Source organism: Massilia sp. GER05 (genome assembly GCF_052056005.1).
In the GTDB taxonomy this organism is placed as follows: domain Bacteria; phylum Pseudomonadota; class Gammaproteobacteria; order Burkholderiales; family Burkholderiaceae_D; genus Telluria; species Telluria orientalis.
In genome coordinates this window covers 2,384,304-2,397,063 of sequence record NZ_CP178858.1, presented here as the reverse complement: position 1 = coordinate 2,397,063, position 12,760 = coordinate 2,384,304, and the positions used below count along the sequence as shown (strand labels likewise).

Annotated in this window: 10 protein-coding genes; 4 read left to right on the top strand and 6 right to left on the bottom strand. The window is 67.3% G+C overall.

Going from position 1 to position 12,760, the window contains the following annotated elements; genetic code table 11:
* Nucleotides 1–184: 184 nt before the first annotated feature.
* The 4 genes from ACL58G_RS10720 to moeA are packed head-to-tail and all read left to right on the top strand — an operon-like array spanning nucleotide 185 to nucleotide 4,909.
* Nucleotides 185–553, top strand: coding sequence for a VOC family protein (locus ACL58G_RS10720; protein WP_440966768.1), 369 nt, complete (start codon nucleotides 185–187; stop codon nucleotides 551–553).
* A gap of 10 nt (nucleotides 554–563) precedes the next feature.
* Nucleotides 564–1,925, top strand: coding sequence for a chromate efflux transporter (gene chrA / locus ACL58G_RS10715; protein WP_440966767.1), 1,362 nt, complete (start codon nucleotides 564–566; stop codon nucleotides 1,923–1,925).
* The gene (gene moaA, locus ACL58G_RS10710; RefSeq protein ID WP_440966765.1) at nucleotides 1,918–3,036 is read left to right on the top strand and encodes a GTP 3',8-cyclase MoaA; all 1,119 of its coding nucleotides are present in this window, start codon (nucleotides 1,918–1,920) and stop codon (nucleotides 3,034–3,036) included. Before chrA ends, moaA begins: the two co-directional genes overlap by 8 nt.
* A gap of 4 nt (nucleotides 3,037–3,040) precedes the next feature.
* Nucleotides 3,041–4,909 (top strand): molybdopterin molybdotransferase MoeA, encoded by a 1,869-nt coding sequence (gene moeA / locus ACL58G_RS10705; protein WP_440966763.1) that lies wholly within the window; start codon nucleotides 3,041–3,043, stop codon nucleotides 4,907–4,909.
* Between the two features lie 3 nt (nucleotides 4,910–4,912).
* On the opposite strand, the gene ACL58G_RS10700 is transcribed toward moeA, so the two are convergent.
* The 6 genes from ACL58G_RS10700 to ACL58G_RS10675 form a co-directional block, all read right to left on the bottom strand.
* Nucleotides 4,913–5,911: a LysR family transcriptional regulator gene (locus ACL58G_RS10700; protein WP_440966762.1), complete on the bottom strand. Its 999-nt coding sequence runs from the start codon at nucleotides 5,909–5,911 to the stop codon at nucleotides 4,913–4,915.
* On the bottom strand, nucleotides 5,853–7,010 hold the full coding sequence (locus tag ACL58G_RS10695; RefSeq protein ID WP_440966761.1) for an HPP family protein: 1,158 nt from the start codon (nucleotides 7,008–7,010) through the stop codon (nucleotides 5,853–5,855). The genes ACL58G_RS10700 and ACL58G_RS10695 overlap by 59 nt, the downstream gene beginning before the upstream one ends.
* Before the next feature lie 39 nt (nucleotides 7,011–7,049).
* Complete coding sequence (cfa, locus tag ACL58G_RS10690; RefSeq protein WP_440966759.1) at nucleotides 7,050–8,213, bottom strand: cyclopropane fatty acyl phospholipid synthase; 1,164 nt, start codon at nucleotides 8,211–8,213, stop codon at nucleotides 7,050–7,052.
* A gap of 218 nt (nucleotides 8,214–8,431) precedes the next feature.
* A complete protein-coding gene (locus ACL58G_RS10685; RefSeq protein WP_440966757.1) occupies nucleotides 8,432–9,757 on the bottom strand; it encodes a DNA recombination protein RmuC in 1,326 nt (441 codons plus the stop codon).
* A gap of 1 nt (nucleotide 9,758) precedes the next feature.
* Nucleotides 9,759–10,187: a group II truncated hemoglobin gene (locus ACL58G_RS10680; protein ID WP_440966755.1), complete on the bottom strand. Its 429-nt coding sequence runs from the start codon at nucleotides 10,185–10,187 to the stop codon at nucleotides 9,759–9,761.
* 37 nt (nucleotides 10,188–10,224) lie between these two features.
* Entirely contained in the window at nucleotides 10,225–12,756 is a 2,532-nt protein-coding gene (locus ACL58G_RS10675; RefSeq protein WP_440966754.1) for an ABC transporter permease, read from the bottom strand.
* Between the last annotated feature and the right edge of the window lie 4 nt (nucleotides 12,757–12,760).

Genomic DNA, 12,760 nt, shown 5'->3' with positions numbered 1-12,760 from the left:
GAAAAAGGCAGGACCGTTTTTGGTAAGCCCGGTCCCTTCGCGCGCCATGCGCCGAAGCTCTGTTCCATGCGTGCGCGCATGAGTACCCGCGACGAACCGTCCGGCGCCATTGCGCTTAACGGGTTCGTGCGCGCATGCCCTCAGCGGCGGATCGTTCCGTACGAGCCCATCATCGGAGCACGTCATGCAACTGAATCACCTCGACCTTCCCGTCCCCGACGTCGCGGCCACCGCCGCCTTCTTCACCACCCATTTCGGCTTCCGCCTGGTCGACACGCGCGGCAATAACGGCTTCGCCCTGCTGCTGGGCGAAGGTGGAGTCGCGCTCGTCCTCACGCGGCGGCGCACGGAAGGCGCGCAGGACTATCCAGACAACTTCCATATCGGCTTCCTCGTCGACTCCGACGCGGCCGTGCACGCCGCCCACGCGCGCCTGGAGGCGGCGGGCGTGACGGACCTGCCGCCCGTGTCGCTCCAGCGCGGGGCGACGCTGTTCTACGTTCACGCCCCGGGCGGCATCCTGGTGGAAGTGAGCCATCGCTCCCCCGCGTGATGCGTGTAAGATGGGCAACTCATCCATTCGTTCGCCCACCACCTTGTCCGCCCCGCCCGCTCCCGTTTCCTTCCGCACCGCCCTGCGCTACTGGCTCAAGCTGGGTTTCATCAGCTTCGGCGGCCCGGCCGGGCAGATCGCCATGATGCATGCCGAGCTCGTCGAACGCCGCCGCTGGATTTCCGAGCGGCGGTTCCTGCACGCGCTGAATTACTGCATGCTGCTGCCGGGACCGGAAGCGACGCAGCTGGCCATCTACATCGGCTGGCTGCTGCACCGCGTGCCGGGCGGGATCGCGGCCGGGGTGCTGTTCGTGCTGCCGTCGCTGGTCGTCCTGATCGCGCTGTCGTGGATCTACATGACGTGGGGCCAGGTGCCCGCCATCGCCGGGATCATGGCGGGCATCAAGCCGGCCGTCGTCGCGATCGTGCTGGCCGCCGCGTGGCGCATCGGCAGCCGGACGCTTCGCAATGGCTTGCTGGTCGGCGTCGCGCTCGCCGCGTTCATCGGCATCGACCTGCTGGGCGTGCCGTTCCCCCTGATCGTGCTCGGCGCGGCCGTGGTGGGGTTCGTCGGCGGCCGGTTGCGGCCCGCGCTGTTCGACCAGGGCAGCGCCCACGCCACTGCGGCCGGCGGCGCCCCGCATCCGGCGGCACTGATCGACGACACGACGCCGACGCCGGCCCACGCGCGCTTCACCTGGCGGCGCCTGGCGACCGTCGGCGTGGCCGGCTGCGCGCTCGGACTGGCTGGCTGGGCGGGACTGGCCCTCGTCTACGGACCGGACGGCGAACTACCGCGCATGGGCGCGTTCTTCGGCAAGATGGCGCTGCTGACGTTCGGCGGCGCGTATGCCGTGCTGCCCTACGTCGTGCAGCACGCCGTCGAACAGTATCACTGGCTCGACGCCGGCCAGATGATCGACGGCCTCGCGCTGGGCGAGACGACGCCCGGGCCCCTGATCATGATCGTCGCGTTCGTCGGCTTCGTCGGCGGCTGGACCCACGCGCTGTTCGGGTCGGACGCCCGCTTCCTGGCCGGCATGGTCGCGGCTTGTGTGGTGACGTTCTTCACGTTTTTACCGTCGTTCGTGTTCATCCTCGCCGGCGGACCGCTGGTCGAGTCCACGCGCGGCGACGTGCGGCTGACGGCGCCGCTGACCGCGATCTCGGCGGCCGTCGTCGGCGTCATCGCGAGCCTGGCCGTGTTCTTCGGCGCCCACGTCTTCCTCGACCACGGCGCGCCGCGCTGGGACGCGATCGCCATCGGCACGGCCGCCGCGGTGGCGTTATTGCGCTACAGAACCGGGACGATCAAGACCATCCTCGCCTGCGCCCTGGCCGGCCTTCTGCTATCGTATTGGCATGGCTGAAAAAATCATCATGGTGGCCGACGCGCGCGCGCCCGCGCTGGCCGTCCCCGACACGCTGGAGACACCGACCGGCCTGCTCGCCGACGCCCTCGGGCGGCCCCTGCACGACCTGCGCATCTCCGTCACGGACCGTTGCAACTTCCGCTGCGTGTACTGCATGCCGAAGGAAGTCTTCGACAAGGATTACGCCTACCTGCCCCACGCGGCCCTGCTCAATTTCGAAGAGATCGCGCGCGTGGCGCGGCTGTTCGTGACCCATGGCGTCGAAAAGATCCGCCTCACGGGCGGCGAGCCGCTGCTACGCAAGAACCTGGAGCGCCTGGTCGAACAGCTGCGCGCCATCGAGACGCCGTCCGGCCGCCCGCTCGACCTCACGCTCACGACCAACGGCTCGCTGCTGGCGCGCAAGGCGCAGACCTTGAAGGACGCGGGCCTGGACCGCGTGACCGTCTCGCTCGACGCCATCGACGACGCGGTGTTCAAGCGCATGAACGATGTCGACTTCGCCGTGGCCGATGTCCTGGCCGGCATCGACGCCGCCCACGCCGCCGGCCTCGGTCCCATCAAGGTCAACATGGTCGTCAAGGGCGGCATGAACGACGGCCAGATCCTGCCGATGGCGCGCCACTTCAAGGGCACGCCGGCGATCCTGCGCTTCATCGAATACATGGACGTGGGCGCATCGAACGGCTGGAACATGACGGAAGTCGTGCCGTCGAGCGAAGTCGTGCGCCGCATCTCGGCCGAGATGCCGCTCGAACCGATCGGCGCCAATTACGCGGGCGAGACGGCGCAGCGCTGGCGCTATGTCGACGGCGGGGGTGAAGTCGGCATGATCTCCAGCGTCACGCAGGCATTCTGCCACGACTGCTCGCGCATCCGCCTGTCCACCGAGGGCAAGCTGTACACGTGTTTGTTCGCGACGCGCGGCCACGACCTGCGCGAGCTGCTGCGCGGCGGGCGCTCGGACCAGGAGATGCAGACGGCCATCGCCCGGCTCTGGCGCGCGCGCGCCGACCGCTATTCCGAGACGCGCACCGTCAACACGGCGGGCCTTTCCCCGCGGGCGGCAAGCGCACAGAAAATCGAAATGTCCTACATCGGCGGATAATAATATGAACAAGGAATCCATCAGCGGCCTGATTCTCGCCGGCGGCCGCGGCACGCGCATGGGCCACGTCGACAAGGGCCTGCAGCCGTTCGGCGGCACGACCATGGCCGCGCACGTGCTGGCGCGCCTCGCACCGCAGGTGGCGACGGTCGCCATCAACGCCAACCGCAACCTCGATACGTATGCCGCGTACGGCGTACCGGTCTGGCCGGACGACACGCCGGACTACGCGGGCCCGCTCGCCGGCCTGCAGGCGGGCCTGCGCCGCTGCGCGACGACTTACCTGCTCACGGCGCCGTGCGATTCGCCGTTCCTGCCGGCCGACCTCGCGGAGCGCCTGCACGAGGGCCTGCGCGCGGCCGGTGCCGATCTCGCCGTCGCCGTCACCGAGGAAAACGGCCGGCGCCAGGTGCATCCCGTATTCTGCCTGCTGAAGGCCGGCCTGGAGCCCGTGCTGTCGGCCTACCTCGATGGCGGCGGGCGCCGCATGGACGGCTGGTACCCGCAGATCAAGGTCACCGAGGTGCTGTTCGACGACGCCGACGCCTTCCGCAACATCAACACGCTCGACGAATTGCGCGAACTCGAACCCTTGAAAGTGCCGCGCCTGGCCGACGTGGTGAGCTGCCTGTCCGCATACGACCCGGACGCCCTGCCCGTGCGCGACGCCCAGCGCATCATCCGCGAATTCGTCACGCCCGTGCGCGCGACGGAGATGGTGGCGCTGCGCGCCGCGCTGGGCCGCGTGCTCGCGGCCGACATCATTTCTCCGATCAACGTGCCGGCCCACGACAACTCGGCGATGGACGGCTACGCGCTGCGCGGATCGGACCTCTCGGCCGACGCGCCCGCGCGCCTGCGGGTGATCGGCACCGCGTACGCCGGCCGCGCATTCGACGGCAGCCCGCAAGCGGGCGAATGCGTGCGCATCATGACGGGTGGCGTCATGCCGGCCGGCTGCGACAGCGTCGTGCCGCAGGAATTCGTCAGCGTCGAGGGCGACACGATGGTCATCGCACCCGGCACCATCCGCACGGGCGACAACCGCCGCCTGGCCGGCGAAGACCTGAAGGCCGGCAGCGCCGCGCTGCGCGCCGGCAAGATCGTGCGTCCGGCCGACCTCGGGCTGCTCGCGTCGCTGGGCGTGGCGGAAGTCCCCGTGCGGCGCCGCCTGCGCGTGGCGTTCTTCTCGACCGGCGACGAGCTGCGCTCGATCGGCCAGCCGCTGGACGAAGGCTGCGTCTACGACAGCAACCGCTACACGATCTACGGCATGCTGCAGCGCCTGGGCTGCGACCTGATCGACATGGGCGTCGTGCGCGACGATCCGCAGGCGCTCGAACAGGCGTTGCGCGACGCGTGCGAGAACGCGGACGCCATCATCACATCCGGCGGCGTCTCCGTCGGCGCCGCCGACTACACGAAGCAGATCATGGCGCGCCTGGGGGACGTGACGTTCTGGAAGATCGGCATGCGCCCGGGCCGCCCGCTGGCCTTCGGCCGCATCGCCTCGAACGGCCGCAGCGCCTTCCTGTTCGGGCTGCCGGGCAATCCGGTGGCGGTGATGGTGTCGTTCTACTTCTTCGCGCGCGAGGCGCTGCTGCGCATGATGGGGGCCGAGGCGCCACTGGAACTGGTGCGCGCCCGCTCGGCCGCGACGATCCGCAAGAAACCGGGCCGTACGGAATACCAGCGCGGCATCCTGGCCCGCGGCGCGGATGGCCAGCCGACCGTCGCGATCACGGGGTCGCAGGGATCGGGGATCCTGCGGTCGATGTCGGAGGCGAATTGCATGGTGGTGCTGCACGATGAGCAGGGCACGGTGCAGGCTGGCGACATGGTCGACGTGTTGTTGTTCGAGGGCCTGATTTGACTGTCACGTGCCCACGCGCGCATCCGGCTTGACGCATGAATTCGCTTGCGACAGTTGCGGACGCGCCGCGATCGCATGCCCTTGGCCGGAGCGCTCCGGTACCGCTGCGGCGATGCGCAGCCCGGCGACGGCACGCTCCATTGTCCTGTTGTCGCGCTGCGCAGCGTACACGGCATAGGCGGAGTGGGAGAATTCCGGTGCATCGCTGACGCGGTGCACCAGTCCAGCTTCCAGCAAGGGCTTTGCCGCGCCGATGCGGAAATAACCGGCGCCGCCGACCGTCAACAGGTAGGTGAGGGCCAGGGGCCCCAGCGACATGTAGATGGGCGGGCTATTCAATTCGGGAAAGGCAGCCTGGTGGTTCGCCGCGAAGTTGGGTCCCCAATCGACATAGATGTACTGGTCGGGATACATCCCCTGCCCTGGATCCGAGGTAATCATGATCAGCTTTTCCTCAACCAGCAGTTCCGTGACCAGTCCAGGACGCTGCGGTGGATTGTAGAGCAGGGCGATATCCAGTGCGCCGTCTTTCACCTGGTCGAGCAGATGCGTGGGCTGGCCCACTTCCGCGCGAAGCGCGATCTTGGGGCAGTGCCGGCGCATCCAGATCAGCCAGTCGGCAAGCAGCGGGTTCCAAAGGCTCAGTTCGCCGCCAACGCTGATGCCGTCTTCTCGTCCTGGTGGCAGGGCAGCCTGTTGGCGGGCTCGCTCCCAGATTTGCACCATGTTCGTGGCATGTCGTATGAAATGCTCGCCGGCCAGCGTCAGCCGGGTACCGGCCTTGCTGCGTGCGAACAGGCGTCGTCCCAGTTGCTGCTCCAGCGTACGGATGCGCGCGCTGATCGCGGTCTGTGACACGTGCATGCGTTCGGCTGCAGCGATGAAACTTCCACTTTCCGCGGCTGCGAGAAACGTGCGGGCAAGATTGATGTCCATGTTGAGATTACGCTGGATGTTCGACCGGCATCGCAATCGGCGCGGCAGGGCGAGGCGGATCGACATCGCTTATTGGTTGCTGGTGCAGGCCTCTGACGAGGTTGGCCTGCGTGATCATGCCGGCGAACTTGCCGGCGGCATCGATGACGGGAAGGTGATGGTGCCCGAAACTGGCGAACATCGGAACGAGGTCGGCAACCAGCTGGGACGCGCACACCGTCTTGACGGGGACGCTCATGATGTCGCCGACCTGCCGGGCGTCGGTGTTGTCCATGAAAGGCGGAAGCGCGCCGTGGCGTATGAAGTCCATTTGCGTGACGATGCCCACCACCGAGCGCTCGTCGTCGAGCACCGGCAGCGCCTTGATCTTGTGGTGCACGAGTATCGCCCATGCACTGCTGACGCTGACGGTCGGCGCCACGGCCAGGACGCCGGTCGTCATGACACGCGCGCAGTCGAGTTTGTCCATCCGGCGGCGATAAGCCCGCACTTCGACGTCGCCGAGGACCGCCTCGAGGTCGCCGACATCGATGTCCAGCATTTCGTTGCGCGCCATGAGCACCGCTTCGAGGTCGGCGCGTGTAAACGGCGCCTTCTCGTCGTTCGTTGGCGCGCGCCTGGCCCGTGCCCGGTGCGGATAACGATGCCCCGTCATGCGGTGGTAGACGATCGCGCTTGCAAGCAGGACCAGGGAGTTCAGGCCGATCGGCAGCACCGCGAACCGGTAGCCGAGGGCGTGGATCGCGGGGCCGCCCAACACGGCCGTCAGCGCAACCGCGCCGGATGGAGGGTGAAAGCAGCGCAGGGGAAACATCAGGGCGATCGAGAGTCCCACGGCCAGCGCGGACGCCGCCAGAGGCATGTCGATCCAGCGCGCGCATGTCACGCCCACCAGCGCCGCGATCAGGTTCCCGCCGACCAGCGACCAGGGCTGGGCCAGTGGACTGGCAGGCATGCCGAAGAGCAGGACTGCGGAGGCGCCCATTGGCGCCACGAGCAGCGGCAAATCGGACGATGAATGCCCCAACGCGAGGCTCGTCACGGCGCCGGTGATCAGGATGCCGATCAGGGCGCCGAAACAGCTGCGCAGGCGTTCGCGCGCACCGATCTGGTTGGAGGAAGGCAGGAAGCTGTAAAAAAAATGAGTCAATCTTGGCAAAATCATGATCTGTCGCGGGCGGGTTGGGAAGTGCGGCGCGAGGCGTCAGCTGACACGCGAATAGCCGCCGGGCACGCCTTCCTTCGACAACACCCATTGCCAGAGCTGCAGGTCGCGCGCGCGGAATGCGCCGGCGCACGATAGCAGGTAATACCGCCACATCCGATAGAACCGCTGGCCCAGCCGGTCGGCGAAACGCGGCCATGCCGTTTCGAAGTTCTCATGCCAGGCCATCAGCGTCCTGTCGTAGTCCGCCCCGAAGTTATGCACGTCCTCGGCGATGAAGAGGCCTTCGATGGCATCGCTGATGTGTCCCAGCGACGGCAGTTCGCCGTTCGGGAAGATATACTTGTCGATCCACGGATCCGAGATGCCGTGACGGTGGTTGCGGCCTATCGTGTGAAGCAGGAACAGGCCCCCGTCGTTCAGGCACCGGTGTGCCACCTGCATGTAAGTACGGTAGTTCTTGTGCCCCACGTGCTCGAACATCCCGATACTGACGATGCGGTCGAAGCGCTCGTTCACCGTGCGGTAATCCTGCAGTCTGAAGTCGAGTTTGGCGTCGGGGTAGCGCTCCCGTGCATAGTTCGCCTGTTCCGCCGAAATCGTCACGCCGACGCATTCCACCTTGTAGCGTTCGGTCGCGTAGCGCATGAAGCTGCCCCAGCCGCAGCCAATATCGAGAACCCGCATGCCCGGTTCCAGTTGCAGCTTCTTGCAGACGAGTTCCAGTTTCGCTTCCTGGGCGTCGGCCAGATTGGCCGCGTCCTTCCAGTAGCCGCAGGTGTACGTCATGCGCGGGTCCAGCATGGCAGCGTAGAAGTCGTTTCCCAGATCGTAATGAACTTCGCCTACCTGCCAGGCGCGACGCAAGGTCTGCCGATTGAGCAGGCCGGCGACAACACGATTGAGCGTCAGGCCGATCGGATTAACGTCGTCCTCCACGCGCGCTGCAAGCAGGCGGCAAAAAAATTCGTCGAGCTGTTCGGCATCCCAGTCGCCGTCCATGTATGCTTCGCCCAGTCCCAGGTTGCCCCGCAAAAAAGCGCGCTTGAGGACGCCGGAACGATGAATCCGCATGTCCCATGGCGCGCTGCCGTCGAGGCGCACATTGGCCTTCGCAAGAAGAGACTTCGCACGGGGGTAAAAGAAGGACTGACGGTTTGCCGCGATGGAAGAGGAAAGACAGGCGTCTGCAGCTCTATTCATTTTCGCAAGTAACTAGTTCAAGAAGCTAACAGTATGGCGTCCGTTCGAGCATGTGAATAACGAATAATAATTTGATTAAAAGCAAAAATTTTGCAGTCAGGTTGACTGAGAAGCTGTCGACGTTGCTTTGTCAGTGGACTCGATGAGGTCCCGGTCCCACCAGGCGACCAGGAAACTTCCGGTACGGGTGGGCACGGGGTTGCAACAATGTCCGCGGTTCAATCGTCGGCGTCGACGCTCGACGCGCCCAACATCAGTTGCGCCGCCTCGCTCGGCAACGCCTCCACCGACTTGAGCTTGCGCGCCATCTGCCGGCTGCGCACCTCGGCGCTTTCGATGTTCTTCGCGGCGCGTTCCAGCGTGAGCTTGGTCTGCGCCAGCACGTCGCCGAACTTGCCGAATTCCGTCTTCACGGCGCCCAGCACCTGCCACACTTCCGACGAGCGTTTTTCCAGCGCCAGCGTGCGGAAGCCCATTTGAAGGCTGTTGAGCAGCGCCGCCAACGTCGACGGTCCCGCGATCGTCACGCGCAAGGTGCGCTGCAGGTCGTCGGCCAGCCCCGGGCGGCGCATCACTTCCGCGTACAGGCCCTCGGTCGGCAGGAACAGGATGGCGAAATCCGTCGTCGCCGGCGGGGCCACGTATTTTTCGCAGATGGTCTTCGCTTCGCCGCGCACGGCGCGTTCCAGTTCCGCGCCCGAGCGCGCGACACCGTCGGCATCGCCCTGCTCGGCCGCTTCCAGCAGGCGTTCGTACTGCTCCTTGGGGAACTTGGCGTCGATGGGCAGCCACAATGGAGGACCGCCGTCGATTGAGCCCGGCAGCTTGATCGCGAATTCCACGCGCGCGTTCGAACCGCGCACGGTCTCGACGTTTTTCGCGTACTGGTCGACCGTGAGGATCTGCTCGAGCAGCATTTCCAGCTGCACCTCGCCCCACGTACCGCGCGTCTTCACGTTGACGAGCACGCGTTTCAGGTCGCCCACGCCAACGGCCAGCTGCTGCATCTCGCCCAGGCCCTGGTGCACCTTTTCCAGCCGGTCGGACACTTGCCGGAACGATTCCGTGAGGCGTGTCTCCAGCGTCGCGTGCAGCTTTTCGTCGACGGTCTGGCGCATCTCTTCCAGGCGCCTGGCGTTATCGTTCTGCAGGTCGCGGATCTTGGCCTCGAGCGTCGCGCGGATTTCCAGCATGCGCTGCGCGTTCGATTCCGTCAGGTTCGCGAGCGCGCCGTTCAAGGTGTCGGAAAAACGCTTGAGCGCGCGCGCCTGTTCCTCGCGCCCGCCCTGCGAATTCAACTGGATCTGCTGGCGCATGCCGTCCAGCTGCTGCACGGTGGCGGCCTGGTTCTGCGCGAGATGCGCGGCCAGTTCCTGGCGCGTGGACTGGGCGCTGGCCTGCAATTCCTGGCGCAGCTCGCGCTCCAGGCGTTCGAAGGCGTGGCGCTCATCGCCGCCGCGGCGCGCGCGGGTCAGCAGGACGAGCTGCAGGCCGAGCACGGCCAGCAGCGCCAGCGCGAGCACGATGAATTCAAGCGTAGGCATATTAATGCGGACGGTTCCGCATCCAGTCGGCCGTCTGATAAAACGATTGCATCAGCGCGAGGCGCAACTCGTAGTCGTAGCCGAGATCTTCCAGCGCCATCGCCATGCAGCGCAGCCACTGGTCGCGCTCGGACGTGCCGATGGCGAACGGCAAGTGGCGCGCGCGCAGCATCGGGTGGCCGTGGCGTTCGATGAAGAGGTTCGGCCCGCCCATCCAGCCGGACAGGAACATGAACAGCTTCTCGCGCGAGCTGTCGTTGGGAACGGGGTGCATCGCGTGGATGCCGGCGAAATCCGGCTCCAGTTGCATCAGGTCGTAGAAGCGGTCGACCAGTTCGCGCAGGCGGGTTTCGCCGCCGATGATCTCGTACAGGCTGCGCGTCTCTTCCTGCGCGTCCTGGGACTCTTGGGGTGCGTTGGTATCGGACATCCGTCCATGATAGCGCAACGCACGCACCACTGGAACGTCAAGCTTCCCTGAGTGTCTGCAACGGTGGCTGCCGCAACACATTGCGCAGGCCGAGCCAGCCGCCGACGAGCGCGCACACGGCGCCCACGACCAGCCCCGCGCCCCACACGGTCGGATCGAACGTCCACGGGAACTTGAACTGGTACCTGGCCAACGCCCAGCCCAGCGCCGCCGCACCCGATGCCGCCAGCAACCCGGACAGGCCGCCGACCAGCATGAACTCGATGCGCTGCGCCTGCGCCAGCTGGCCGCGCGTGGCGCCCAGCGCGCGCAGCAGGCCCGCTTCGCGCGTGCGCTCGGCCTGCGATCCCATCAGCGCCGCGTACAGCACCAGCACACCCGAGGCCAGCGTGAACATGAACAGGAATTCCACCGCCACGACGACCTGGTCCAGCACTTCCTGCACTTGCCGGATGATGCCGCTGACGTCGATGACGGTGAGATTCGGCCACGCGCGCGTCAGCGTGTTGGCCAGGCCGATGCCGCGCGCGGCCAGGTGGAACGCGGTCATGTACGTCGTCGGCGCATCCTTCATCGCGGCCGGGTTGATGATGACGAAGAAGTTCGCCCGCATCGATCCCCATTCCAGCTTGCGCAGGCTCGTGATCTGCGCGTCGACGATCTGGCCGCCCATGTCGAAGCGCATCGTGTCGCCCAGCTTCAGGCGCAGCGTGTTCGCGAGGCCCTGCTCGACCGAGGCTTCGGCCACGCCCGGCGCATCGCGGTACCAGCGGCCCGCCACGATCTCGTTCGTCGCCGGCAGGTCCGCCGTCGAGGACAGGTTGAATTCACGCTCCGCGAGGCCTTTCGCCCGCTCGTCCGTGTACGTGGTCGCGGTCACCGCGTTGCCGTTCACGGCGACGAGCCGGCCGCGGATCATCGGATACAAGGTCGGGTCGGGCACGCCGGCCGCGCGGAGCGTGCGGGCGACGCCGTCGCGCTGGTCGGGCTGGATGTTGATGATGAAGCGGTTCGGCGCATCGGGCGGCGTCGCCATGCGCCACGCGGACATCAGGTCGCCGCGCACGACGGTCAGCACGAGCAGCGCCATCAGGCCCAGCGACAGCGACACGATCTGCACGACCGTCGCGCCGGGCCGCCGTTGCAGCGACGTGATGGCGAAGCGCCACGCCTGGTGGCGGAACGCGCCGCGCAGGCGGCGCAGCGACAGGAGCGCGAGCCAGCCGACGAGCGCGAACAGGCCGAACGCGCCGACGAAGCCGCCGGCCGTGAGCAGCGCGAGCTGCAGGTCGCCGGCCTGCCACAGCAGCAGCCCGACGAAGACGGCCGCGCCCAAGCCGTACGTGGCCAGCGCGAGCGGCTTCGGTGCCGCCTGCTCGCGCCGGATCACGCGGTTGTGCGGCACGTTGCGCAGCTGGAGCACGGGCGGCAGCGCGAAGCCCACGAGCAGCAGCATGCCGGTGGCGATGCCCTGCAGCGCGGGCAGCAGCGACACGGGCGGCAGCTCGGTGGGAACCAGGCCTTTCACCATCTCGAGCAGCACGAAGTGCGCGCCGAAGCCGACCAGCACCCCGAGCACGCTGCCCGCGAGGCCGACGATGACGAATTCGATGAGGAACAGCGCGCCGACCTCGTTCTGCGTCATGCCGAGGCAGCGCAGCATCGCGCAGGCGTCGAGGTGGCGCTGCATGAAGCGGCGCGCGGCCATCGCGACGGCCACCGCGGCCAGCATTGCCGACAGCAGGCCGACGAGCGACAGGAAGCGCTCGGCGCGGTCGATCGTCGAGCGCATTTCGGGACGGCCGTTTTCCAGCGTCTCGATGCGCACGCCGCGCACGTTGTCCGCCGCGATCCGGCCGCGCAGCCAGCGCTCGTAGCCGGCGATCGCGGCCTGGTCGTTCGGCGACTTCGCCGCCACCTGCATGCGGTACGTGACGCGCGCATAGTTGTCGACGAGGCCAGTCGCTTTCAGGTCGGACAGCGCCAGCATCACGCGCGGCGCGAAATTGGCGAACGAGGCGCCGCGGTCCGGCTCCGACGCAATCAGGCGCGCGACCTTGAAAGGCTTGTCGCCGAGCTGGATCGTCGAGCCGACCTTGATCCGCAGCGGCGGCAGCAGGTTGACGTCGACCCACACCGTGCCCGGCGCGGGGGTGTCGTGCGTGATGTCGCCGAGGGCTTCGCTCGCATCGAGCGTGCTCGTCGTCACGCGCATGGCGCCGCGCAGCGGATAAGTCGTCGACACGGCCTTCACCGACGCCAGCAGCGCCTGCGACGCATCGCCCTGTCCGGACTGCGCCATGCTGGGGAACGTCACCGTGTCGGCCAGCAGCAGGCCGCGCCGCGCCGCCTCGTCGCGCCAGTCCTGGCGCAGCGGCTGGTCGGCGTTGACGAGCAGGTCGGCGCCCAGCAGCTGGCGCGCGTCGCGGTTCAGGCCCGCGCGCATGCGGTCGACGAAGAAGCCGACGGCTGCCAGCGCCGACACGGCGACCACCAGCGCCACCAGCAGGAACCGCAATTCGCCGGCACGCCAGTCGCGTGCGGTCATGCGCAGGGATTGGATCAGCATGGCG